The 24,601-nt window shown below is 67.3% G+C and carries 22 protein-coding genes; 9 read left to right on the forward strand and 13 right to left on the reverse strand.

Annotation, left to right across the window (positions count from 1 at the left end):
* Window positions 1-48 precede the first annotated feature (48 nt).
* The 3 genes from ORK51_RS13445 to ORK51_RS13455 all read right to left on the reverse strand — a co-directional run bounded on the left by ORK51_RS13445 (window position 49) and on the right by ORK51_RS13455 (window position 2,564).
* The gene (locus ORK51_RS13445) at window positions 49-1,056 is read right to left on the reverse strand and encodes an alpha/beta hydrolase (RefSeq protein WP_156785785.1); all 1,008 of its coding nucleotides are present in this window, start codon (window positions 1,054-1,056) and stop codon (window positions 49-51) included.
* A gap of 109 nt (window positions 1,057-1,165) precedes the next feature.
* Window positions 1,166-1,918 carry a hypothetical protein gene (locus tag ORK51_RS13450; protein WP_266085174.1) on the reverse strand — a complete coding sequence of 251 codons (753 nt, stop codon included), beginning with the start codon at window positions 1,916-1,918 and terminating at the stop codon, window positions 1,166-1,168.
* An 85-nt stretch (window positions 1,919-2,003) separates the two neighbouring features.
* Window positions 2,004-2,564 (reverse strand): TetR/AcrR family transcriptional regulator, encoded by a 561-nt coding sequence (locus ORK51_RS13455; RefSeq protein ID WP_266085175.1) that lies wholly within the window; start codon window positions 2,562-2,564, stop codon window positions 2,004-2,006.
* 119 nt (window positions 2,565-2,683) lie between these two features.
* Between ORK51_RS13455 and ORK51_RS13460 the strand changes: the two genes are divergently transcribed.
* Both ORK51_RS13460 and ORK51_RS13465 read left to right on the forward strand, forming a co-directional pair.
* The gene (locus tag ORK51_RS13460; protein WP_266085176.1) at window positions 2,684-3,286 is read left to right on the forward strand and encodes an NAD(P)H-dependent oxidoreductase; all 603 of its coding nucleotides are present in this window, start codon (window positions 2,684-2,686) and stop codon (window positions 3,284-3,286) included.
* Window positions 3,287-3,485: 199 nt separating this feature from the next.
* On the forward strand, window positions 3,486-5,648 hold the full coding sequence (locus ORK51_RS13465) for a glycoside hydrolase (RefSeq protein ID WP_266085177.1): 2,163 nt from the start codon (window positions 3,486-3,488) through the stop codon (window positions 5,646-5,648).
* A gap of 87 nt (window positions 5,649-5,735) precedes the next feature.
* On the opposite strand, the gene ORK51_RS13470 is transcribed toward ORK51_RS13465, so the two are convergent.
* Together ORK51_RS13470 and ORK51_RS13475 are read right to left on the reverse strand one after the other, a co-directional pair.
* Window positions 5,736-7,181, reverse strand: coding sequence for an amidohydrolase family protein (locus tag ORK51_RS13470; RefSeq protein WP_266085178.1), 1,446 nt, complete (start codon window positions 7,179-7,181; stop codon window positions 5,736-5,738).
* Between the two features lie 111 nt (window positions 7,182-7,292).
* Window positions 7,293-7,898 carry a glutathione S-transferase family protein gene (locus ORK51_RS13475; RefSeq protein WP_266085179.1) on the reverse strand — a complete coding sequence of 202 codons (606 nt, stop codon included), beginning with the start codon at window positions 7,896-7,898 and terminating at the stop codon, window positions 7,293-7,295.
* 114 nt (window positions 7,899-8,012) lie between these two features.
* Between ORK51_RS13475 and ORK51_RS13480 the strand changes: the two genes are divergently transcribed.
* Complete coding sequence (locus ORK51_RS13480; protein WP_266085180.1) at window positions 8,013-9,008, forward strand: helix-turn-helix transcriptional regulator; 996 nt, start codon at window positions 8,013-8,015, stop codon at window positions 9,006-9,008.
* A 51-nt stretch (window positions 9,009-9,059) separates the two neighbouring features.
* Complete coding sequence (locus tag ORK51_RS13485; protein WP_266085181.1) at window positions 9,060-9,962, forward strand: LysR substrate-binding domain-containing protein; 903 nt, start codon at window positions 9,060-9,062, stop codon at window positions 9,960-9,962.
* Between the two features lie 75 nt (window positions 9,963-10,037).
* On the opposite strand, the gene ORK51_RS13490 is transcribed toward ORK51_RS13485, so the two are convergent.
* The 6 genes from ORK51_RS13490 to ORK51_RS13515 form a co-directional block, all read right to left on the reverse strand.
* Window positions 10,038-10,310 (reverse strand): hypothetical protein, encoded by a 273-nt coding sequence (locus tag ORK51_RS13490; RefSeq protein ID WP_019184750.1) that lies wholly within the window; start codon window positions 10,308-10,310, stop codon window positions 10,038-10,040.
* Between the two features lie 95 nt (window positions 10,311-10,405).
* Window positions 10,406-10,804 carry a fluoride efflux transporter CrcB gene (crcB, locus tag ORK51_RS13495; RefSeq protein ID WP_019184751.1) on the reverse strand — a complete coding sequence of 133 codons (399 nt, stop codon included), beginning with the start codon at window positions 10,802-10,804 and terminating at the stop codon, window positions 10,406-10,408.
* The gene (locus tag ORK51_RS13500; protein WP_261998202.1) at window positions 10,804-12,105 is read right to left on the reverse strand and encodes a replication-associated recombination protein A; all 1,302 of its coding nucleotides are present in this window, start codon (window positions 12,103-12,105) and stop codon (window positions 10,804-10,806) included. Before ORK51_RS13500 ends, crcB begins: the two co-directional genes overlap by 1 nt.
* A gap of 127 nt (window positions 12,106-12,232) precedes the next feature.
* Window positions 12,233-12,871 (reverse strand): outer membrane lipoprotein periplasmic chaperone LolA, encoded by a 639-nt coding sequence (lolA, locus tag ORK51_RS13505; RefSeq protein WP_266085182.1) that lies wholly within the window; start codon window positions 12,869-12,871, stop codon window positions 12,233-12,235.
* 107 nt (window positions 12,872-12,978) lie between these two features.
* Window positions 12,979-14,940 carry a DUF3857 domain-containing transglutaminase family protein gene (locus ORK51_RS13510; RefSeq protein WP_266085183.1) on the reverse strand — a complete coding sequence of 654 codons (1,962 nt, stop codon included), beginning with the start codon at window positions 14,938-14,940 and terminating at the stop codon, window positions 12,979-12,981.
* 80 nt (window positions 14,941-15,020) lie between these two features.
* Window positions 15,021-17,378, reverse strand: a complete 2,358-nt coding sequence (locus tag ORK51_RS13515) for a DNA translocase FtsK (protein ID WP_070427356.1) — start codon at window positions 17,376-17,378, stop codon at window positions 15,021-15,023.
* Between the two features lie 256 nt (window positions 17,379-17,634).
* Here ORK51_RS13515 and trxB point away from each other — a divergent pair, with 256 nt between their 5' ends.
* The 5 genes from trxB (at window position 17,635) to ORK51_RS13540 (ending at window position 21,470) form a co-directional block, all read left to right on the forward strand.
* A complete protein-coding gene (trxB, locus tag ORK51_RS13520; RefSeq protein ID WP_266085184.1) occupies window positions 17,635-18,597 on the forward strand; it encodes a thioredoxin-disulfide reductase in 963 nt (320 codons plus the stop codon).
* Window positions 18,598-18,710: 113 nt separating this feature from the next.
* On the forward strand, window positions 18,711-19,838 hold the full coding sequence (locus tag ORK51_RS13525; RefSeq protein ID WP_266085185.1) for a GNAT family N-acetyltransferase: 1,128 nt from the start codon (window positions 18,711-18,713) through the stop codon (window positions 19,836-19,838).
* Window positions 19,835-20,584 carry a leucyl/phenylalanyl-tRNA--protein transferase gene (aat, locus tag ORK51_RS13530; protein WP_266085186.1) on the forward strand — a complete coding sequence of 250 codons (750 nt, stop codon included), beginning with the start codon at window positions 19,835-19,837 and terminating at the stop codon, window positions 20,582-20,584. The genes ORK51_RS13525 and aat overlap by 4 nt, the downstream gene beginning before the upstream one ends.
* An 86-nt stretch (window positions 20,585-20,670) precedes the next feature.
* Entirely contained in the window at window positions 20,671-20,889 is a 219-nt protein-coding gene (infA, locus tag ORK51_RS13535) for a translation initiation factor IF-1 (protein WP_005409596.1), read from the forward strand.
* A 212-nt stretch (window positions 20,890-21,101) separates the two neighbouring features.
* Window positions 21,102-21,470, forward strand: coding sequence for a hypothetical protein (locus tag ORK51_RS13540; RefSeq protein WP_266085187.1), 369 nt, complete (start codon window positions 21,102-21,104; stop codon window positions 21,468-21,470).
* 97 nt (window positions 21,471-21,567) lie between these two features.
* Here the strand turns inward: ORK51_RS13540 and clpA are convergent, their stop codons facing one another.
* Complete coding sequence (clpA, locus tag ORK51_RS13545; protein ID WP_019184759.1) at window positions 21,568-23,847, reverse strand: ATP-dependent Clp protease ATP-binding subunit ClpA; 2,280 nt, start codon at window positions 23,845-23,847, stop codon at window positions 21,568-21,570.
* A 368-nt stretch (window positions 23,848-24,215) separates the two neighbouring features.
* The gene (gene clpS / locus ORK51_RS13550; protein WP_019184760.1) at window positions 24,216-24,548 is read right to left on the reverse strand and encodes an ATP-dependent Clp protease adapter ClpS; all 333 of its coding nucleotides are present in this window, start codon (window positions 24,546-24,548) and stop codon (window positions 24,216-24,218) included.
* Window positions 24,549-24,601 lie beyond the last annotated feature (53 nt).

Raw genomic sequence — 24,601 nt, forward strand, 5'->3', positions numbered from 1 at the left:
CGTTGCGGCGGTGGCACAAGGCCACGGAACTGCCTGGGTATCGAAAAATCAGGGCGCCGGCGCGGGCGTGCCGCTGCGATCGGCGATGCCGTACAGCTGGCTCAGCGTGGCCTTGAGCGAGGCCGGCAGCATCGGCCCATGGCCAAGGCCGGGGAACTCGCGGTACTGCACCGTCAGACCGGGCACTTTCGCCAACCGGCTCGCCAGCTGCTGCGCGGCATCCGGGGTCGCGCCGCCGATGCGGCGCAGGTGCGCGACCACGCGCGGATTGGTCATGTCGCGCACACCGCGGTTGCCGGTGCGCTCGTCACCGCCGAGCATCACCGTCACCTGCGCCGGCTGGCTCTGGTTGTTGGCGATGAACTGGCGTTCCATGTCGCCCAGCGGTGCGCCCTGGCTCCACCACAGTGACGGGCTGGCCGACACGTAATGCTGGAAGGCGGCCGGCCGGGTATACAGCGTACTGACCACGAACAGACCGCCGAGCGAGTGGCCCCACAGCGACTGCCGCTGCAGATCGATGCTCGCGCGGCGCTGCACTTCCGGCTTGATCCGGCGTTCGATCAGATCCAGAAACGCATAGGCACCGCCACCGCTGGACTGCGACGTGCCGTTCTCATCGTCGGCGGTGTCGATCCATGCGGTGTAATCGCGGGTACGGGCGGGCGAATCGATGCGCAGGTCGTTGTCGTAACCGATGAACACCAGCACCGGCGCGGCGTGCGCGGCCAGGTCGGCCAACATGGCCTGGTCCAGCACCATCGCCGCGGCATTGCCATCCAGCATGTACAGCACCGGGGCGGGCGCAGCGGTCGCCTTGGCCGGGACACCGATGTTCACGCGCCAGCGGCGGGCCTTGTCGGGGCTGTCCAGCACGAAATGTTCAAAGCGATAGCTCTGCGCCGGCTGGTCCAACACCGTCTCGCCAACCTTCTGTTCGGGATTGCGCTGCTGCGCCGCCGCGGGCGACAACGCGGCCATGCCGATGGCGGTGGCCACGCCCAGCGTGCGCAGCCACGGCGATACGGAAGAGATCAGGGAGGAAGAAACGATCATGACAACCCGAAGCGAGAGACAGTGCTATCCCGCCAGTGTAACTCAAATGAGAATGGGTATCACTGACGTTGCGCTGAGCGCCCTGCCATCGCGCTCGCCATGCACGGGCTCAGCGCGCGCAATCGCCCGACGCCTTGCGTGCCGCACCCACGGTCGCACCGCCCTTGCCGGGGACGGACATCCAGCCCTTCAGCGGGAAAGTGTCCGGCAGCGACGCTGCCATCGGCGCCGAGCCGATCACCAGCTCCCGCCAGGTACCCACCGGCTCCAGCTCGGCCAGCCGCGCGGCCTGGTCGTCATCGGTACTGATTACGTCATCCGCCCCGGAGGGCGCCTTGGCGGTAGTCCCGGTCTTGGTGGCCCTGACCCGCAGTTCGCCACTGGTCGCACTGGTCACCGCCACCGCGTAGTGCTCCTCGCCATAGGCCCACGGCGTTTCGTGCTGCACGGTAGCGGTCTGTCCTGGGGCAGGCAGTGCCAGCGCATCGCCCGCGGCCGCCTGCACCATCGCCATGCCGCCCATCACCGCCATGTACATCCCGTACGCACGCATCTGCTTCTCTTCCTGCGTCTTCGCCTCGGGCGCGCCTGGCCAGTTCGCCTCCAGATTGAAATGCGCCTTGCCGTTGCACAGCGTCAGCACCACCGGCGTGCCCTCGCCTTCGCCCAGGCTGATCAGGCTGTCGCCGTTGCGGAACTGCTGCACATGGGCCAGCAATGACGCACCGCTCGGCGGCACCTGGTTCACCTCGATACGCGACGCCGCCTTGAGACGCTCGTTCAACGAGATCGTCGTGGCAGCAGCGGGCAGCGCTGCACCGATCGCGGCAGCAAGTACAAGCACAGGCAGGAAAACGCGCATGGGATCCAGTCCAAGAGGGCGGGACATCATACGCGTCCGGCCATCGCTCACTCGCACGCCCATGGCCCTGCACCGCACAAAGCGCTCAGCTACGCGTCACCATCGCGGTGATCGTCGCCGCCAGCTCCTGCACGGCCTGCTGCGCGGTGATATCGCCCGTGGTGGCGGCATAGGAGAGCCCTTCGGCCGCGCCCAGCATGCCCCACAATCCCGCCTGGGCCAGCACGCCCGAGGGTGCGAACGGTGACAGCAGCGCGCGGCACTGCTCGAGAAACACGACGTCGTAATCGCGCTTGATCCGTGCCAGTTCGGGCGAACCGGCCAACGCCGCGATCACGCCGGGAATCTCACGCCCCTGCTTCATGACGCAGGCGACGTAGGCATCGGCAATGACCTGCGCCTTCTCGGCGAGCGTCGGACCGCTGTCTGCAAAGCGCGCTTCCATCACCACGCCCTGGCGCGCATCGAAATCCTGGTACAGCGCCGCGAGCAGACCGGCCCGCGTACCGAAATGGTCATACACCACCGGCTTGGTCACCCCGGCCTGCTCGGCCAGCCGCCCCAGGGTCAGCGCGTCGGTGCCTTCCTCGCGCACCAGCCGCCACGCTTCCTCCAGCAACTGGCGCAGGCGATCGTCGCGGGTCATGCGGCGGCGAGGCGCCCCCGGAACGGCAGAGTCGAGCGGGCTTGACATCGCTATATACCAATCGTAACTTACAGTTCGTAACTTACCGAAAGTATACAACCTCCTCTCCTTGGACGCCCATGCACACCCTGATCGTCACCTCTCACCCCCATCCCGACGCCCTGACCCAGGCCGTCGCCCGCCGCATCGCGGACGGCCTATCCACCGCCCCCGGCGCGACCGTGGAACTGGCCGACCTCCATGCCGAGGGCTTCGACCCCCGCTACACCCGGCACGACCTGGACGGCCACCACCGCCTGAGCGCGTTCCCGGCCGATGTACTGGCCGAACAGGCCCGCCTGGACCGCGCCGACGCACTCGTGCTGGTGTTTCCCGTTTACTGGTGGAGCATGCCGGCGCTGATGAAGGGCTGGATCGACCGCGTCTTCACGGGCGGCTGGGCCTATGACGACAGCAGCGGCCAAGGCGTGCTCAAGAAACTGGGGCACCTGTCCGTCCATCTGGTCGGCCTGGGGGGCGCCGATGCGCGCACTTGGCACAAGCGCGGCTACACCGAGGCTATGAAGACCCAGATCGATACCGGCATCTTCGATTACTGCGGCGCGCCGGTGCTCTCGTCCACCCTGCTGCTGGAGACCGACACGGGTGACGCTCAGGCCCACCTGCACAGTGCGTTCGCGCTGGGCGAGCGGATTGCAACGGCAGCGACGGCAGCGCGGTGAGCGGTGAGCGGTAGCGGAGAAGGCAGCACGCCGTGCGACGAGGCTGAAGCACCGACACGAGCATGATGCGCCGCACGCTTCATGAATCGCGACAGCACCCCGCGCATCAACTGTGACGTGCAGCAGGCGCCGGCGACCGCCGGCGCTTTACTCTCCGGCGACCGCCTCGCCCCGCACGCCACCTTCGCCCGGACCCTGCATGAAGTACTTCCTTGTTCTGTTGCTGTTGCTGCCCGCAACGCAAAGCCACGCCCTGACCTTGACCAACCCGGCGTGGCGCGTCGAGATCGATCCTGCAACGCTGGCGGTGACCGCCACCCAGGCCGACGGCACCACCACCCGCATCTCTTCGGCGGGCGGCGCCGGCACGGTGTCGGCGCTGAAGCAGACCGCCGCTACCGGTCGATGGCGATGGGGCGATGCAACGCAGGTACGGGCCGAGCTGGTCGGCGATACGCTGCAGATGCACTTCAACCGGACCACCGAGGGCAGCGTGCACTGGCCGCGACTGCCCGCCGGTCCGCACGCCCTGCTGCTGCCGCTGCACGAGGGCTACTACCTTCCCGCCGATGACACCGTCTGGCGGGATGAACTGCTTGATGCCTACGGCGAGATCAACACCACCGAAGACCTTACCCTGCCCGTGATCGGCCTGGCGTGGCCGGATCGCGTGCTGTCGATCCTGTTCGCGACACCGTTCAACAACACCGTTCACTTCAGCGCCGATGGGCCAGGCGTCGCGGTCGCCGCCGAGCACCATTTCAATGCGCTCAACGTGTCTGAGCCGTATACCGTCATCGTCAGCCTGGATGCGCCGGATTGGCTGGCGCCGGCCAAACGCTACCGGGCGTGGCTGCAGGCGCAGGGCGGTTTCGTGCCGCTGAAGGACAAACTCGCCGCGTTGCCGGACGGTGAGAAGCTCATCGGTGCCAGCCACCTGTATCTGTGGGGTGACCGCCTGCTGGTGGAACAGGACGTGCGCGACTGGGCGACGCTGAAGGCGCTGCTGCCACGCGCGTGGATCCAGAAGGATGACGAGGCGTTGGAGGCGTTGGCCGCCGCACACAGCGGCCCCTATGTGCAACAGGTGTTGGTGGCCGCGATCAATGCCGCGCTGGCGGAACAGTTTCCCGGTGACACCGCCCAGGCCATGCAGCAGCGCCGGCACCAGCTGGATGCCACCCTGGGCACGGCGCTGCAGCCCGAGGCGATGCGGGGCGACAGCGCGTCGCCGCGGATGATCCGCGCCCTGCAGGCCGCGGGCCTGCCGCGGCTGTGGCTGGGGCTGCCGGACTGGACGGCGGGCTGGGCGAGCCCGGGTGGCGTGGAAGCAGGCGTACAAGCGGGCTACCTGGTGGCGCCGTACGATTCCTATGACACCGCCCTGCCCGACGGCAACGACAATCCGTCCTGGCTGTCAGCCCAGCTTGGGCAGGACGCGTTCGAGCGCTGCGGAATCATGAAACCCGATGGCCAGCGGATCAAAGGGTTCCAGGGCAGCGGGGTGTATACCAACGCAGCCTGTATCCGGCCATTGATGGAACGTCGGGTGCGGGACCTGCGCGCCACCACGCCCTACAACAGCTGGTTCCTGGATGTCGCAGCGACCGGCATGCTGTTCGATGACAGCGACCCGGCCAAGCCCACCCCGCAGGCGCAGGATGCGGCCAACCGCAACGCGGCCCTCGCCTGGCTGGCCGACACCCAGGCACTGGTGGTCGGCTCGGAAGTAGGCTCGGCCGTGGTCAACCGGCATATCGTCTTCGCACACGGCGCGCAGACCGCCGGGTTTGGCTGGCGCGACCCGCAGATGCGCCGCGAGCGCGACTCGCCGTACTACCTCGGGGCGTGGGCGCCGGAGCACCAGCCTGCCTTCTTCTTCAAACAGAGCCGGCTCAAGCCCCGCTACCAGCAGCTCTACTTCAACCCGGCCCGTCGCCTGCCCTTGCTGCAGGCAGCCTTCCACGACAGCGTGGTCAGCACCCATCACTGGACCCTGGACAGCCTCAAGTTCCGCGAGAGCCGCAGCACCACCGAGCTGCTTCAGCAGCTGTACAACGTACCGCCCCTGCTCAACCTCAGCGTGGCGACCGCCCCGTCACGGATCGCCTACCTGCGCCAGCTGGACGCGTTCTTCCGTCCCGTGCATGAGCACTTGTTCGACCAGGCGCTGACCGACTTCCGCTGGCGCGATGCCGCCGGGCAGGTGCAGCAGACCACATTTGCCGATGGCAGCGTGATCGTGGCGAATTTCTCCGATCAACCACGACAGGTGGATGGCCGTCCGCTTCCGGCGCGCAGCGCCACCGCCCACCTGGCCGACGGCCGTACGCTGGAGTTCAATTCGCCGGCGGGGCCGTAGGCCGGCACGACACCCGAGCTGTGCGCCCGCGGACCCGTATCCCCCGGACGCGGGCGCGCCCACCACTCGGGTGAGCGCGCCAAGGCGTCACTCCTTCGCCGCTTCCGCCTTCCACGCAGCGACCTTCGCCCTGGTCTGCGTCAGCAGCGCATCCAGCGCCGTGCGGTCATAGCCCTGGCCGCGCAGCACGACGTACTGGATGCCGCGCGTGGCCTCGATATCCTCCAGCGGATTGCGTTCCAGCAACACCAGGTCGGCCGCCTTGCCGGGCGCGACCGCACCGTAACGATCCAGGGTGCCGAACCAGGCCGGCCCCGCGCGCGTGGCCGCGGACAGGGCCTGCGCCGGGGTCAGCCCTTCCTTGACGAACAGCGACAGCTCGTCATGCAGGCCGATACCGGGATAGTTGAACGAGTTGAGGAAGCCCGCATCGGTACCGGCCATGATCGTCACGCCGGCCTGCTGCAGCATCGGCAGCACCGCGGCGACCTGGTGGTACTCGCGATGGCGGGCGTCGATCTGTGCCGGGGTCGCCTTCGCCGCGCGCTCGACGCGCCAGGCGTAGGTGGCCTGCAACTTCGGGCCGATGTAGGCCAGGTAGGGATCGTTGCGATGGTCGTCCTGGTCCAGGAAGTCCAGGATGCGCCCGCCATTGAGGGTCGGCGTCACGAACACGCCCTTGGCCGCGAAACCGCGATAGGCGGCCATGGCGGTGTCACGGTCGAAGCCCGCATCCAAGCGCGCGTTGGCCTGCGCGCGATCGATGCGCTTGGCGCCGAAGTCCGCGGCGATCGCGGCCTCATCCTTGACGCCTGCCTTGTAGGCGTAGTCCAGGTGTTCGATCGAGCTGATGCCCGCATCAACCGCCTGCTGCACGGTCAGTGCCATCGGAATATGCCCGGATGCACGCAGACCGTTGGCGCGTGCACCGCGCACGGCCGCCAGGAACAATTCCGGGGTCAGGGTGCTGTCGGTAATCTTGACGAAGTCGACGCGGTCGCGCTTCAAGCGCACGAACGCCGCATCCAGGTCGGCCTGCGAGCCGACTTCGATGGTGCCCTTCCAGACCGGCTTGATGCCTTCGATCTTGGCGCCCGAGGTGAACAGCTGCGGGCCGGCCAACCGGCCGCTGGCGATCTCGCCGCGCCACTGCAGCACCTGGCCGGGCAGATCGCCGGAGGCGTCGCGGATGGTGGTGATGCCATGGGCGATGTACAGCGGCAGCAGCGCCTTGTTCTCCTCAATGAGCTCCGGGCCGCCCCCGAAATGCACGTGCATGTCCCACAGGCCCGGGATCAGATAGCGCCCCTTGCCGTTGACCTCCTCGCGGGCCTTCCACGCCTTGCGCATCGCACGATCACTGCCCATCGCCACGATGTCCTGGCCGCGTACCACGACGGTCTGGTCCGGCACGGTGGAGGCATGCTCCACATCGACCACGGTCGCATGCCGGATCATCAGGTCGGCCTGCTCGGCCGCGAATGCAGAAGGGGCCAGTGCAAGCAGCACCGGAAGGGCAAGACGCAGGGACATGGGCAGTGCACCGCAAAATGGAGAACCGGGCCACCTTACGGTCGGGCCCGGTCCATTCACCAGTTAAATTTTGGAATGCGCGTCATGCGCATTGCAGATGAGCATGCTGCTTCACATCTCGCCCTGCATCGCCGGCCGTCCCTGCAGCTGCGCCAGCCACGCCGCCACGGCCGGGTGCGCGTCCACGGCAGCGCCCACGAAGGTCCCGTAGCCGACCACCTTGCCCACCACGAGATCTGCCAGCGAGTAGGCCTCACCCAGCATCCAGGGCTGCTGCGACAGGCGCGCCTCCAGCACGTCCAGCAGTTCATTGGCCGCGCGGATGCCGGCTGCGGCATGGTCGGCATGGCGCAGCGCATCGTCCGTGGTGGCCAGCCACACGCGCCCGATCACCGCGCCATAGGTGACATATGCCCAGGTGCACCACGACATCGCCTCCAGCCGCGCCGGTGTGCCGTCCTGCGGCCAGAGCCCCTTGGCCACGCCGTAGTGCTCGCCCAGCCACAGGTGGATCGCCAGGGCTTCGAAGATCGGCGTGCCATCCACCACCAGGCACGGCACCTTGCCGTTGGGATTGATGGCCAGGTAGTCGGCCGTGCGCTGCTCGCCGGCGCGGATGTCGATCCTGACCCGCTCATGAGGGACGGCCAGTTCGGCCAGGGCGCAGGCGATCGGGGTGGCGCTGGACATCGGGTGCCAATAGAAGACGAGGGACATCTGGAACTCCTTGAGGGTGGTCAGGGGTGCGACCGAAGCGGTCCTGCACCGTGGCCACAAGGCTAGCCACCCTTGCGGACAGAACCCGCCCGCAATGGCTGCTACGCTTCCCCGATGCTGACCGCCTCCGCCCGCCTGCTGAGCCTGCTGTCCCTGCTGCAATCGCGCCCGCATTGGGGCGGCGGCATGCTGGCCGAGCGCATGGGCATCCACCCACGCACGCTCCGCCGCGACATCGACCGGCTGCGCCAGCTGGGCTACCCCATCCACGCCAGCACCGGTGTCGCCGGAGGGTACGCGTTCCGTCCGGGCCGGGCCCTGCCACCACTGCTGCTGGACGACGATGAAGCGCTGGCGGCCGCAATCGCGCTGCGCACCGCGGTGACCGGCACCATCAGCGGGATCGAGCAGACCGCGATCACTGCGTTGGTCAAGATTGAACAGGCAATGCCACCGCGCCTGCGGCCCCGGCTGGAGGCACTGCGCTCAGCGATCCTGCCCACCGATCAGATCGGACCGTTGGTCGATGCCGGTCGGCTGACCGCCCTGGCCGCTGCCTGCCGCGACCAACTGCAACTGGCCTTCGAGTACATCGACCGCACAGGTCAGCCGAGTTCTCGCCAGGTGGAGCCACAAGGCGTGGTGCACACTGATCGGCGCTGGTATCTGGTTGCCTGGGACCCCGCACGCGACGACTGGCGCACCTTCCGCATCGACCGGATCACCAGTACGCCCGTGGTGGGCGCGCATTTCGCGCCCCGCGCCGGGCCCGGCGACGGCGACCTGCGCCAGTGGGTGGCGCGATCGCTCTCGCTCGGGCAGTACCCCGATGAGGCGCGGATCATCCTGCACGCACCCCTGGCTGCCCTGCGCCAGCGCATCCCTGCGTCGGCCGGGGTGCTCGAGGGTGTGGATGACCAACGCTGCCTGCTGCGCTGTGGCGCCAACCCGATGGGCTCGGTGATCTACTGGTTGCTGGCCATGGACCTGGAGTTCGAGGTACTGGGGCCACCCGCACTGATCGAGCGGCTACGGGCTGCTGGCGAGCGGGTGGCACGCAGCCTGGCCCCAGGCACCGCCGACGCCGTGCCGACGCCCGCGGACGTGTAGCCACCGGGCATGGCCATGGCGGCCGTGGTCATTGCACTTCACAATGGCGCCATGACTGCCAGTGAAAAACCGAATCGGGCCCTGTTCGACCTGGACCTGTTGCGCGCCATGGTGATGGTGGCCGATTGCGCCAGCTTTACCACGGCGGCCGCCCGTCTGCATTCCACCCAATCCACCATCAGCCAGAAGATCCGCCGGCTGGAGGAAATGGCCGGCCATCCGCTGCTGGTGCGCGGCAACCGTGATGTGCATCCCACCGATGCCGGCGAGATCGTCCTGGGTCACGCGCGCCAACTGCTGGCGCTCAACGATCAGCTGCTGGAGGCCCTGGCCGGTACCACGGTGGCCGTCACCGTGCGGCTGGGCGTACCGGAGGACTTTGTCAGCGCCGCGACCACCCAGCTGCTCGGCGCCTTCAACCGCGAACATCCCCAGGTGAAGCTGGAGGTCACCAGCGGCCTCAGCCGCGATCTGGCCCACGGCTACGATCACGGCGAACTCGACCTGATCCTGGTCAAGCAGCGCCGCAACAGCCGCGCCGCGGTGGCCTGCTGGCCCGAGACCATGGTCTGGATCGACAGTGCCCGCAATGGCTGCATCGGCCTGGATCCGGTGCCCCTGGTCACCTTTCCGCCGCGCGGACTCTACCGCGATGACATCATCGACGCGATCGAAGCGCTCGGGCGCCGCTGGCGGATCAGCTTCACCAGTTCCAGTCTGAGCGGGATCCAGGGCGCGGTGGCCGATGGCATGGGCATCAGCCTGCTGCCGGCGCGTGCCTTGAGCCGCGAGCACACCGTGCTGGGTGCCGAACAAGGCCTGCCACCGATCGATACGTTCGAGATCGCCCTGCTCCATCGCGCCACCGCCGACCCGCTGGTCAAGATGCTGGCGATGCGCCTTGGCGAACTTCTCAACCACGAGCGCGCCAGCAAGGACGTCACGCCGGCCTGAGCATGCAGTCGATCCGGATCACGCACCAGTGGATCGACCACGACGCCAGGCTGTATCGCCAGTGGCAGGCTGTCCTTACTTGAGCTGCAGCGGGTAGCGCTGCCAGAGCACGTGCACCAGGAACCCGGTCAGTTCCGGGTCCTTGCTGGTGATCGAGGCGCGGATCTTGTCCAGCAGCACCATGTCGCTGCAGTTGCGCACATCGGCGTGGCCAGCCTGGCCGGCGCGGCGGGCCCGGTAGCGGGCGGCGCGCTGTGCATCGGTCATCGCGTAGCCGAAGGTGGGCGGACGGCCGCGCTTGCGCGGCAGCGTCAGTTCCAGTGTTCCGGGGTCTTGTTCATCGCGCATGACGGACGAGGATGCAAACGGGGGCGCGCACGATATCGTGAGACATCACTTTAATCCAGCGTTTTCCGTGGATTTCTGCATTTGCGACGCAAGCGTCAGCGCCACGCCTCTGCAACACGCGCGCCCGCCCACACCAGCAGCATCCCGCCGACGAGGCTCACGCCCAGGTACAGCGGCACCATCACGCTGCGGTCGGTGCGGGTGAACACCAGCGATTCGAGCATCATCGAGGAGAACGTGGTCAATCCGCCCACGATCCCGACGATCAGGAACGCGCGCCAGTACAGCGCCGCCGTGCCACGACTCTGCAGCCAGATCATCACGTAACCGGCGACGAACGCACCGGCCAGGTTCACCGTCAGCGTGCCCCACGGAAAGCCGTTGCCGAACTGGCGCAGCATCGCATCGCCCACCATGAAGCGCAGTGCGGCGCCCAGTGCGCCGCCCGCCATCACCAGGCCCAGCTGCTGCCACCAGACGCCGATGCCGTCCATCACTCGCTGCCCTTCTCCGCGCGTGCCTGTTCGCGCGCGGCACGCAGGCGGTCCAGCTTTTCCTTCAGCTTGATCTCCAGCCCGCGCGGCACCGGCTCGTAATACACGCGCTCGCCCATCGCATCGGGGAAGCCGGTCTGGTCCAGCGCGATCCCGCCGTCGGCATCATGGTCGTACTGGTAGGTCTTGCCGTAACCCAGCTCTTTCATCAGCTTGGTTGGCGCGTTGCGCAGGTGCAACGGCACCTCCTGGGTGCCGGTCTCGCGCACTTCCTGTTTGGCCTTGTTGAACGCGGCATACCCGGCGTTCGATTTGGCGGTGCTGGCCAGGTACAGGACCAGCTGCGCGAAGGCGAGCTCGCCTTCCGGACTGCCCAGGCGCTCATAGATATCCCACGCCTCCAGCGCCATCGACTGCGCCCGCGGATCGGCCAGGCCGATATCCTCGATGGCCATGCGGGTCAGCCGCCGGGCCAGGTAGGACGGATCACAGCCGCCGTCGAGCATCCGGGTCAGCCAGTACAGCGCGGCATCCGGGTTGGAGCTGCGCACGGACTTGTGCAGTGCCGAAATCTGGTCGTAGAACTGCTCGCCGCCCTTGTCGAAGCGGCGGGTGCGGTCGGCCAGCACCTGCACCAGCATCTCCGGGCTGATCCGCCCGCCATCGCCGCTGGCCAGTTCGGCCGCGATCTCCAGCAGGGTCAGCCCGCGCCGCACATCGCCATCGGCGGCGGTCGCGATCTCCAGCAGCGCCTCGGGCGCGACCTGCAGATGCTCCGCGCCCAGGCCGCGCCCGGTGTCCTGCAGCGCCCGCTCCAGCGCCTCGACGATGTCGCTTGGCGAGACCGACTCCAGCACGTGCACGCGGCAGCGCGAGAGCAGCGCCGAGTTCAGTTCGAAGGACGGATTTTCGGTGGTGGCGCCAACGAACACGATGGTGCCGCGCTCGATGTGCGGCAGGAACGCATCCTGCTGGGCTTTGTTGAAGCGGTGCACCTCGTCCACGAACAGCACCGTGCGCCGGCCTTCGGCGAAGCGCTGTGCAGCCTCGGCCAATACCTGGCGTACCTCGGGCAGACCGGACAGCACGGCGGAGATCGCGCGGAACTCGGCGTCGGCGTAGTGCGCCAGCAGCAGCGAAAGCGTGGTCTTGCCGCAGCCCGGTGGGCCCCACAGGATCATCGAGTGCACATGGCCGGACTCGACCGCGCGGCGCAGTGCGCTGCCCGGGGCGAGCAGGCGCTTCTGCCCCACCATCTCATCCAGCGTCTGCGGACGCATCCGCTCGGCGAGAGGACGCATGTTGTCCCGATCCACGGTCAGCAGATCGGGCCCATTGAAAGTCGTTCGGTTTCTGGCCACGTGCCTAGTGTATCGCGGCGGATTGCAGGGTAGATGCCGGCCAGCGGCCCGGCCGGCATCTACACCGTCATTCGCCGATGACGTCCACGCCCTTGGCCGGGGTGAAGCTGAAGGTGCCCGAGGCAAAGCCCGGGTTGCGCTTCCAGCCGGTGAAGCTGATCACCGTGCGCTGGCCGACCGCGTCCACCACTTCCATGCGTGCCAGGCCCTGGGCATTGAAGCCCAGCGCGGCGTACTGGAAGGCGGTATCGGTTTCGCGCTTGGGGCTCAGTGCCAGCCACTGCAGGCCATCGCGCACGGCCGCCTCTTCGCTGACGTCGTATTGCTTGTCCAGCAGGGCCGGATTGATCAGCGCGGTCAGCGGGCTGTTCTGCTCTTCCTGGCCCTGCGGGCGCACGCTGGCCTGCTCCAGGTCGGGCTCGTAGACCCAGACCTTCTTGCCATCGGCCACGATCAGCTGCTCGTGCGGCTTGATGTATTCCCAGCGGAACAGGCGCGGTGCGGACAACGCGACACGGCCACTGGTGGTTTCCTTGACCTTGCCCTTGCTGTCGTACACCTGCTGACTGAACTGGCCATCCAGCCCCTTCAGGCCCTGGGTGAAGCGATTGAGCTCATCACGGGCGCCGGCCCAGGCCGACGCCGACCCGACACCGGCGACAACCAGAGTGGCAGCAAGCAGGGAGCGGCGGAAGGTGGTGTGCATGCGAGGTATCCAGGCGAATGGGAAGGATGGAAGGCAGTGTGCCCATTCAATCCTGAATGGGCGATCAGGGGCGCATTATGCGCTGGAAGCGGGTGTACCGAGCGTACTCAGGGCCCGGCCTGCACCGTCTTCAGATCGCCGTACACCACCTGCCCGCGGAAGCCGCGCCGGACCTGCTGGTACAGCTCGCGGAACGCCGCGTAGTCCTGCGGCTGGCAGAGCGCGTCCGCCCCGCGCACGGCGCGTTGATGCAGCCGGTGGCGCGCGGTGACCACCTGCCCTTCGCGCGTCCACTCCACCGTGTACTGCCCACCCGCATTGTCGAACTGCTGGCTGCGCGGAATCGCCACGATCGGCACGCTGGCCGGGAAGGTGAGCCGATAGCGCTCCTCGCGCAGACTGTCGTTGCAGTAGAACGGCGTAGCGTTGTCCGGCGCCGAGGTGCTGGCGTACAGGTCACGGAACGACTCACCGCCCGGCGCATCGGGCAGCACCATGCCGCCGAGAACCGCGAAATCGAAGTAGTCACTGGCCTGGAAGTCGTAGCGGAAGTTGAACGGACGGGTCAGGTCCTGCGGATCCCCCAGCAGGGTGAGCGCGCCACTGCCATCGAAACCGGAGGCGGCCATGATCGATTCTTCCGCCCGCGCCCGGTTCTGTGCGTTGAGCCGTGCGAAGGCGGCCCGCATGCCGATCTCGGCCACGCCGCTGGGCTGCTGCAGGGTCTGGCCGACCAGGTTGCCAGCCGCGTCGAAGCGGAAATCAACCTCCAGCCCGGTGCCGTTGCGGCTGGCATCGTTGGCGGGGGTGCGCGCCACCACGGCCTGGCGGGTGTGCAGCACCGGTGCGCCGAGATCAGCGTCGGGCAGCTGGCCGAAGCGCGCATAGGACGTGGTCGAGTCCAGATACAGGTCGAACTCGGGGAGATAGGTGATCGCGTGGTTGAAGCGGCCCAGCAGCGGAATGGTCGGCAGGGTCGGCCCGCCACCGGCGCCGATCAGCACCGGGGTGCTCTGGATGCCCCGTGCAGCCAACAGCGCCTCCAGGATCACCACATGGTCTTTGCAGTCGCCGTAGTGATTGTCGAGGATGCTCTGCGCCGGGTTCGGCTCCAGCCCACCGTTGCCCAGGTAGACCGCCACGTAGCGGATGTTCTGGGCGACCCAGCGGTACAGCACGGCGGCCTGCTCGCGCCGGTCGGTGATGCCACGGGTCAGCTGGTCCGCCAGCGCCTGGATCTGCGGGGTGACCGCGGCCGCCTCGCCACCCTTGAGCTGATAGGCCTGTGCCACCTGCGACCAGTCACGATACGTGCTGGCCATGATGCCCGGGCTGTACTCCCAGGCGGCGGCGGACCAGTTCTGTGCCTTGAGCGGCTCACTGCGGCGGTAGGTCCACTCCCACTGCGCCTGGCCATTGCGGATCCGGGGCCTCTCACTGCCACGCACGCCCCGCTGCTCCACCTGCATCGGCAGGCTGGCCGGGGCGGTGAGGGTCACGCGCGCATCGTCATACGGCGTGAACACGCTGAAGGTTTCCCACAGGCCGAAGTAGCCGGGGAAGTACGGCGTGTTCTGGGTCCGGCGGGTCTGGTAGACCACGCGCGTGCCCGGCGCCAGGTTCGGAAACACCACCACCCGCACCTTGCGGTCGGCATACATCGCTGCGGCAGCGCTGGAGTAGCTTTCCTGCGTGTAGATGCGGTCGGCGGGCACGTCGCGGCGCTGGCCATCGGCGGTCAGGGTATAGGCCTGCAGCACCTCCAGCGTTTCCATTTTCTCGCTGTAGCTCAGCCGCACCTGGCTGAACTGCTCGACCGCCGATTTGGTCTTGAGCAGGATCTCGTACTCTTCGGTCTGGGTGTTGCCGGCATCGGGGCGCACTACGTAGTCGGCGCGATAGCGCACGAAGCTGAAGTTGTTGCTGGCCTGCGCCTCAGTGCCCGCACCCTGCCCACCCGGCGCGACCGGTGCGGCAGCCGGGGGCGCAGCTTGGGCTTGGGCTTGGGCCTGCGCCACCACGGGCGCGACCAGCAGCGCACCTACCATCATCCAGCGCATCGGCTTCATTGCAGGTTCCTTGTGCGAAGCGGCCGGCGAGCACGTCGCCGGCCGGGTGCCGATCAATGACGGCCGGGGAGCGCCCGGCCTTACTTGGGCGGTGGCGGGGCCAGCACGCTGCGATCGCCGTTGTGCTCCGGCGGGCTCACCACCCCGGCGGCCTCCATCGCTTCGATCAGGCGCGCGGCCCGGTTGTAGCCGATCTTCAGGCGACGCTGCACACCGGAGATCGACGCACGACGGGTTTCGGTGACGATGCGCAGGGCCTCGTCGTACAGCGGATCGGATTCGTCGCCGCCACCACCGCCTGCCTCGGGCAGTCCGCCGGGGCCGACCACCACGCCATCGCCCATCATCTGCACCTCGTCCAGCACGCCGGTGATGTAGTCGGTCGGGCCGCTGGCCTTGAGGTGCTCGACCACGCGGTGCACTTCCTCATCGGAGACGAACGCGCCGTGCACGCGGTCCGGCAATGCCGTGCCCGGCGGCAGATACAGCATGTCGCCGTGGCCCAGCAGCGTTTCCGCGCCGGACTGGTCGAGGATGGTGCGCGAATCGATCTTGGAGCTGACCTGGAAGCCGATGCGGGTCGGGATGTTGGCCTTGATCAGGCCGGTGATCACATCCACCGAGGGGCGCTGCGTGGCCAGGATCAGGTGGATGCCGGCCGCACGCGCCTTCTGCGCCAAGCGCGCGATCAGCTCTTCCACCTTCTTGCCGACAATCATCATCATGTCGGCGAATTCGTCGATGAAGATGACGATGAACGGCAGCGTCTCCAGCGGACGCGGGGCCTCGCCGAGTTCCGGATTGGGCTTGAACAGCGGGTCCATCATCGGCTGCCCGGCATCCTGGGCATCCTTGACCTTCTTGTTGAAGCCGGCCAGGTTGCGCACGCCCACCGCGCTCATCAGCTTGTAGCGGCGTTCCATCTCGGCCACGCACCAGCGCAGGCCGTTGGCGGCCTCCTTCATGTCGGTGACCACCGGCGCCAGCAGATGCGGGATGCCCTGGTAGACACTCAGCTCGAGCATCTTCGGGTCGATCATCAGCATCCGCAGGTCTTTCGGCGAAGCCTTGTACAGCAGGCTCAGCACCATCGCGTTGACCGCCACCGACTTGCCCGAGCCGGTGGTGCCGGCTACCAGCAGGTGGGGCATGCGCGCCAGGTCGGCCACGGTCGGGCGGCCCGCGATGTCCTTGCCCAGCGCCAGGGTCAGCACGCTGGCCGACTTGTCGTATTCCTTGGAGCGCAGCAGTTCGGAGAGGTAGATCATCTCGCGGGTGACGTTGGGGATCTCCAGACCCACCACCGATTTGCCCGGGATCACATCGACCACGCGCACCGATTTGACCGACAGGCCGCGCGCGATGTCCTTGTCCAGCGAACTGATCTGGCTGACCTTGATGCCAGGCGCGGGTTCAATCTCGAAGCGGGTGATCACCGGGCCGGGATAGGCACCGACCACCTGCGCATCGATGCGGAAGTCCTTGAGCTTGAACTCGATCTGGCGCGAGAGCGTCTCCAGCGTGCCCTCGTCGTAGCCCTTGGGCTGCGGCTTGGGATCATCCAGCAGCGCCAGCGGCGGCACGTCCGAGCCATCGCCATTGACGCCCCGGAACATCGGAATCTGGGTCTCGCGCTTGGCCCGGTCGCTTTTCTCCAGCACCGGCTCCGGGCGCGGCTCGATCTTGACCGGCTCGCGCTTGGCGCGGACCTCGGCGTCGACCTTGCGCACTTCCTGGCGCTCCTCGCGCATGGCGCGGGTCTGCTGCCACTCGGTGGCCTGCTCTTTCTTCTTGTTGAACAACGGCGGCAGCGCCAGCACCCAGTTGCCGATCTTCTCCATCACCACGAACCAGGAGATGCCCGTGGCCAGGGTGATCGACGCCAGCAGCAGTACCAGCACGAACAGATTCGCGCCCAGGGCGCCGAAACCGACGCTGAGCGAACTGCCCACCAGCTTGCCGAGGATGCCGCCGGCGTGGGCCACATCGGCGACGAACAGGCGCAGGTGCAGGAAGCCGGTACCGGCGATCAGGAAGCCGACCAGACCGACCAGGCGCAGGGCCGGGTCCAGGTCATGCTCGCCCTTGGCCTCGCGCTTGAGGCCGAACATCGCGATCCACGCCAGTGCGCCCAGCACGATCGGCAGTACGAAGGCCATGTAGCCGAACAGCTGCAGCAGCACGTCGGCGATCCAGGCACCGGCGCGGCCACCCATGTTGTGGACCGGCGCGACCACGCTGCCGGTATGCGACCAGCCCGGGTCGGTGGCCGAATAGGTGAACAGACTGGCGACCAGATACAGCAGCGCCGGGGCGACCGCGAGCAAGCCCAGGTCGCGCCACAGGCGCTGCCGGCGCGGGTTGTCCACGCTGGCCGGTTTGCGCGGCGCTGCCTTGCTGTCGGACGCCTTGGATCGTTCCGGGACCTGTTTCGCCACCTTAGACCACACCTTGGGAATGCACTGTTAGTGCTTGATAATAAACGACTGGACCCCACCCCGGTAGGTGCCGGCCGCTGGCCGGCACGGTCAGCGTCAAAACCCCGGCGCCGGAATGGGCGTCGTGCTGCGCGGGTCGCCGCGTTCCACTGCGCGCCTTGAATCGCCCCGCCCCTGCCGCCACTCTATGACTTCGCTCGGATGCCGCGCAATCACTGCGCCGGTACTCCCGCCCTACCTTCTATTGCGAGCTTACATGAGCAACTCCAAGCACTCCCGCCTGTTGATCCTTGGTTCCGGCCCGGCCGGCTGGACCGCCGCCGTCTACGCCGCGCGCGCCAACCTCAAGCCCGTCGTGATCACCGGCCTGCAGCAGGGCGGCCAGCTGATGACCACCACCGAGGTGGACAACTGGCCTGGAGATGCGCACGGCCTGATGGGCCCGGACCTGATGAGCCGCATGCAGGCGCATGCCGAGCGCTTCGAAACCGAGGTCATCTTCGACCACATCCACACCGCCGATGTCTCCCAGCGCCCGTTCAAGCTGATCGGTGACAGCGCCGAGTACACCTGCGACGCCCTGATCATCGCCACCGGCGCGACCGCCAAGTACCTGGGCATTCCCAGCGAAGAAGCCTTCAAGGGCCGCGGCGTGTCCGCCTGCGCCACCTGCGATGGCTTCTTCTACCGCGACCAGGACGTGGTCGTGGTCGGCGGCGGCAACACCGCCGTGGAAGAAGCCCTGTACCTGTCCAACATCGCCCGCAAGGTCTACCTGGTCCACCGCCGCGACACCCTCAAGGCAGAGAAGATCATGCAGGACAAGCTGTTCGCCAAGGTCGAAGCCGGCAAGATCGAGACCGTCTGGCACCACCAGATCGACGAAGTGCTGGGCAACGAGGCCGGCGTGACCGGCGTGCGCGTCAAGTCCACCCTGGACGGCAGCACCCGCGACATCCAGGCGCACGGCTTCTTCGTGGCGATCGGCCACCACCCCAACACCAGCCTGTTCGATGGCCAGCTGACCATGAACAACGGCTACCTGGACATCCGCTCGGGCCTGGGCGGCAACGCCACCCAGACCTCGGTGGAAGGCGTGTTCGCCGCGGGCGACGTGGCCGACCAGCACTACCGCCAGGCGATCACCTCGGCCGGCTTCGGCTGCATGGCCGCACTGGATGCCGAGCGCTACCTGGACGCGAAGGGCCAGGCGAGCTGATCGGCCACCCGCATCGCGCAGTACCCGAAGGCCGGTGAATGATTCACCGGCCTTTTTGCTGGCCGGGCCTGCGCACTGCGCTTGAGATCCTCTACCTGCTCTATCCTCTGCCCATGCCCGATCCACGTTTTCTGCACCGCCTGTCCGATGTTCCCGCCGCTGCCTGGGACGCGCTGCACGACGGCCGCAACCCGTTCCTGTCGCACGCCTTCCTGGCCGGCCTTGAAGAGCATGGCTGCCTGCGCCCGGAGTGGGGCTGGCGGCCACGCCACTTCACGCTGTGGGACGGGGAAACCCTGGTCGCCGCCATCCCCGGCTATCTGAAGGACAACTCGCATGGCGAGTTCGTCTTCGACCACGCCTGGGCGCATGCCTATGCACAGTACGGGCTGGACTATTTCCCGAAATGGCTGGGCGCGGTGCCATATTCCCCGGTAACCGGCCCACGCGTGCTCGCCCGCACGAAGGAAGATCGTGGCGCGCTGCTGGGACTGCTGGCAGGCGACGTGGCGCGACTGGGCTGGTCCTCGGCGCACATCAACTTCCATCCTGCCGACGAAGACCCTGCCTTCAGCCCGGACTGGCTGCTGCGCGAGGACATCCAGTTCCAGTGGCACAACCCGGGCGGCTGGCAGCACTTCGACGACTTCCTCGGTGCGATGGACCACAAGCACCGCAAGAACATCCGCCAGGAACGCGCCAAGCTCGCCCGCAGCGGCGTCACGTATCGCATCGTGCACGGCGACGAGGCGACCGATGGCGATCTGCGCGCCATGCACGGCTTCTACCTGCAGACCTTCGCCGAGTACGGCAATTCGCCCGCCCTGACGCTGCCATTCCTGCAGCATCTCGCCCGCACGATGCCGCGCGCGCTGGTGATCTTCCTGGCCATGCGCGACGGAGCGCCGGTCGCCGGCGCGCTGTGCCTGCGCGGCGCGGACACCCTGTACGGGCGCTACTGGGGCGGCGCCACCCTGCCCGGCCTGCATTTCGAAACCTGCTATTACCAGGGCATCGAGTATTGCCTGCGCGAGGGACTCACCCGCTTCGAGCCCGGCGCCCAGGGCGAGCACAAGCTGGCGCGCGGCTTCCTGCCACACACCGTGCGCAGCCGGCACTGGATCGCCGAACCGGCCTTTGCCGAGGCACTGGCTGCGTGGTGCGCGCAGGAGCGCGCCGAGACTGCCCGTTATCGGCAGGTGCTGGCCGCGCACAGCCCGTTCAAGGCGGACGCGGCATGACCCGCCGCCTGCCCTGGCGGCTGGACGAGGCACCCGACGCCCCCTTCCCGCCCGCCGAGACCGCCCTGCGCGATCCCGATGGCCTGCTCGCGCTCGGTGGCGACCTCTCGCCGGTGCGCCTGCTCAATGCCTATGCCGGCGGCATCTTCCCGTGGTTCTCCGAGGGCCAGCCGCTGCTGTGGTGGTCCCCGGACCCGCGGATGGTGTTCCGCACCGACGGCGTGCACCTGTCCAGCCGTTTCCGCCGCTCGCTACGGCAGAGCACGTGGACGCTGCGCGCCGACAGCTGCTTTGCGCAGGTGATCGATGCCTGCGCGGCCAGCCCGCGGCCGGGGCAGGACGGCACCTGGATCACCCGCGACATGCGCGATGCCTACATCGAACTGCACCGGCTGGGCTTCGCGCACTCGGTGGAGGTGTTCGATGGCGGACAACTGGTCGGCGGCATCTATGGCGTAGCGATCGGCCGGATGTTTTTTGGCGAGAGCATGTTCAGTGCGGCCACCGGCGGCTCCAAGGTCGCCCTGGCCGGATTGGCCCATCGGCTGGACGGCTGGGGCTGGCCGCTGATCGACGCACAGGTCGAAAATGACCATCTGCTGCGCATGGGCGCCGAGCACTGGCCACGCCAACGCTTCCTGGCCCTTGTCCGTGAACAGGTCCAACAGCCAGCTCCCGCGGGCGATTGGCGGGATTTGTTCGGGACGCTGGCGGCGGCCGATCTGGCCACGCGGGCCCGGCCTTAACCAAAACTTTGCATCAAACGCCCGACGCGCGTAAAATGCCCGCTCTTCAGGCCAGCTCGGCCGGTTACAGAACTGCACAGGACTACATGTCGAAAGACGACTCCATCGAGTTCGAAGGCACCGTCAGCGAGACGCTGCCGAACACCACTTTCCGCGTACGACTGGAAAATGGGCATGAAATCATCGCCCACATCTCCGGCCGCATGCGCAAGAACTACATCCGCATCCTGACGGGCGACCGCGTCAAGGTCGAAATGACCCCGTACGACCTCACCAAGGGTCGCATCACCTACCGCATGAAATAAGCGGTCCGGGGGTTGTTCCCGCCAGAAGGCCAGCCAGGTGCTGGCCTTTTCGCGTGGGCGCCATTCAGCCATCACCCTACCCCTGCCAAGCGTCACCCTGACCCTGTGCACCCTGACGTCGGTCAGGATGCCTTGATGCAGATTCGCCCTGGCGCGAAAACGCCCAGTGTGGGCCTCGATCCAATCCGGATCCCGACCCGATGGCCCCCGCCATGAAACGCCTGCCTTCCCTGCTCCTGCTTGCTGCCTGCCTGGCCACCGCTGCCTCGCTCCAGGCCGCCGAACCGGCCGCTGCCGGCGATTGCATCACCCTGTCCCCGGATCAGCAGCTGGTGCGCAATGGGGCCGACCGCGATGTACTGCTCCGCAATGGCGACCAGCACTACCTGGTCCGTTTCGAGCGCTCGTGCAGCAGCGCAGCCATGTCCCCGAAACTGGCCTTTGTCACTCCCGGCCGGGACGGCCAACTCTGTGGCGCAGGAGCCAGCAGGCTGCGCACGAACGGACAAAGCTGCACGATCAGTGCGGTCGAGCCGATCACCGCCGAAGAATTCACCCGCAAGGCGCGCGCCCGCCAGTAGCCGCACCGAAGGCTGCCGCGCACCCGAAAAAAAAGCCCCCTTGCGGGGGCTTTTCAATGACGGTGCAGGCATCTGCCGCGCGGCGTCTACCGCGCGGTCAGACCGTGGCCGGCAGCAGACGCTCCGGCTCGGCTTCGGTCTCGACGAACAGCTGGTCGTCGCGCACATCGATGCTGACCTTGCCACCGTTGACCAGCTTGCCGAACAGCAGCTCGTCGGCCAGCGGACGCTTGATCTTGTCCTGGATCACGCGGGCCATCGGGCGGGCACCCATCAGCGGATCGAAGCCATGGTGGGCCAGCCAATCGCGCGCCGTCGGCGTGGCCGACAGGCTGACGTGCTTTTCCTGCAGCAGCATTTCCAGCTCGATCAGGAACTTGTCCACCACGCGCAGGATGTGCTCGAAGCCCAGCGCCTGGAACTGCACGATCGCATCCAGACGGTTGCGGAACTCCGGCGTGAAGCTCTTGCGGATCACTTCCATCGCGTCGGTGGCATGGTCCTGGCGTGTGAAGCCGATCGAACGCCGCGAGGCCTGGGCCGCGCCGGCATTGGTGGTCATCACCAGCACCACGTTCTTGAAGTTCGCCTCACGGCCATTGGTGTCGGTCAGCACACCGCGGTCCATGACCTGCAGCAGGATGTTGAAGATGTCCGGGTGGGCTTTCTCCACCTCGTCCAGCAGCAGCACGCAGTGCGGGGTCTTGACGATCTTCTCGGTCAGCAGGCCGCCCTGGTCGAAGCCGACATAGCCCGGAGGGGCGCCGATCAGGCGGCTGATCGAATGCGACTCCATGTACTCGCTCATATCGAAGCGGACCAGCTCGATGCCCAGCTGCAGCGCGAGCTGCTTGGTCACCTCGGTCTTGCCCACGCCGGTCGGGCCGGAGAACAGGAAGTTGCCGATCGGCTTTTCCGGATTGGCCAGGCCCGAGCGGGCCAGCTTGATCGCCGAGGACAGCGTCTCGATGGCCGGGTCCTGGCCGAAGATCACCATCTTCAGGTTGCGCTCCAGATGCTGGAGCACGTCCTTGTCGGTGGCGCTGACCTGCTTGGCCGGGATCCGCGCCATCTTGGCGACGATGGTCTCGATCTCCTCGATGTCGATCAGCTCCTTGCGCTCGCCGTCCGGCAGCAGCCGCTGCCGGGCACCGGCCTCGTCGATCACGTCGATCGCCTTGTCCGGCAGCAGGCGGTCGTTGATGTGCTTGACCGACAGGTCCACGGCGGCCTGCAGCGCGTCATCGGCATAGGTCACGCCGTGGTGCGCTTCGTACTTGGGCTTGAGGCCCTGCAGGATCTCGTAGGTCTCGCCCACCGTCGGCTCGACGATGTCGATCTTCTGGAAGCGGCGGGCCAGCGCCCGGTCCTTCTCGAAGATGCCGCGGTATTCCTGGAAGGTGGTCGAGCCGATGCAGCGCAGCTCGCCCGAGGCCAGGGCCGGCTTGATCAGGTTGGAGGCGTCCATGGTGCCGCCCGAGGCCGAGCCGGCACCGATGATGGTGTGGATCTCATCGATGAACAGCACCGCGTTGGGCAGCTTCTTCATCGCGGTCAGCACGCCCTTCAGGCGCTTCTCGAAATCACCGCGGTACTTGGTCCCGGCTACCAGCGCGCCCAGGTCCAGCGAATAGATCACCGCATCGGCGAGCACATCCGGCACCGACCCTTCCACGATGCGCTTGGCCAGGCCTTCGGCGATCGCCGTCTTGCCCACGCCGGCCTCGCCCACGTAAAGCGGGTTGTTCTTGCGGCGGCGGCACAGGACCTGGATGGTGCGCTCGATCTCATCGGCACGGCCGACCAGCGGGTCGATCTTGCCGTTGCGGGCCTGGTCGTTGAGGTTGCTGGCGAACTCGGCCAGGGCATCGCCCTTGCCCTCGCCTTCGGCACCCTCGGCCCGGCCCTCGCCATCGGCGGCCGGCGGCACTTCGCCCTCCTCGCCCAGCTTGGCAATGCCATGGGAGAGGTAATTGACGATATCCAGCCGGGTCACGTCCTGCTGGTTGAGGTAGTACACGGCATGCGAGTCCTTCTCGCCAAAGATCGCGACCAGCACGTTGGCGCCGGTGACTTCCTTCTTGCCCGAGGACTGCACGTGGTAGACCGCGCGCTGCAGTACGCGCTGGAAGCCCAGGGTCGGCTGGGTATCGCGCCCATCATCTTCGGACAGGCGCGAGACGGATGCCTCGATGGCCTGTTCCAGTTCCTGGCGCAGGCGCTCGGCGTCCGCACCGCAGGCCTTGAGGACGGCTTGGGCGGACGGGTTGTCGAGCAGTGCCAGCAGCAGGTGTTCCACCGTCATGAATTCATGCCGGGCCTCACGGGCGCGCTTGTAGCACTGTCCGATGGTGTGTTCGAGGTCTTTACTGAACATGATTAACTCCGGCGGCAGTTAGGAACAATATGCGGCCAACCTTCACGATTTCCATCACCCTAGCGGATCAGTGCGTTCAGACGGCGTTAGCACTCCGCCGATCGCGCCGATCCATTCGACGGCCTCCATCATGCACGAACTTGCCGCCACGAAATGGCAGCTTCAACGTGATGGTGATGTCATCGTGACGCCACCCCGGGCCAGCGCTGGCCGGTACAGCGGCCGGGCGGCAGCCCGGCGATGCTCAGGGTGGGTGCGGATGCCGGACAACCGAATGGCTCCGGCTCGGCTGAGGCTGGCCGCACGGCTGTCGCCATGGCTGGAACAGTGCGGATTGCTGGCGCGCCTGTGGCGAGGCCAGGGGCGGCTCAGCCGCTGGCCTTCTCCATCGTGCACAGCAGCGGGTGCTGGTTCATGCGCGAGAATTCATTGACCTGGGCGACCTTGGATTCGGCGACCTCGCGGGTGAACACCCCGCACACGCCGCGGCCGCGGGTATGCACGTGGAGCATCACCTGGGTGGCCTGGTCCAGGTCCATCGAGAAGAAGTGCTGCAGGACCGTCACCACGAAATCCATCGGGGTGTAGTCATCGTTCAACAGCATCACCTGGTACAGCGGCGGCGGCGCGACCTCGGGACGTGCAGGCTCAAGCAGCACGCCGTGGTCGTGATGAGTTTCGTGGGAAGTCTCGCGGGGCATCCCTCCATTATAGGGCCCCGCCCGGCCGGATTGGACGTTGCCCCCTGCGGCCT

The sequence above is a fragment of the Stenotrophomonas sp. RIT-551 genome, from assembly GCF_026241915.1.
Taxonomy (GTDB): domain Bacteria; phylum Pseudomonadota; class Gammaproteobacteria; order Xanthomonadales; family Xanthomonadaceae; genus Stenotrophomonas; species Stenotrophomonas bentonitica_A.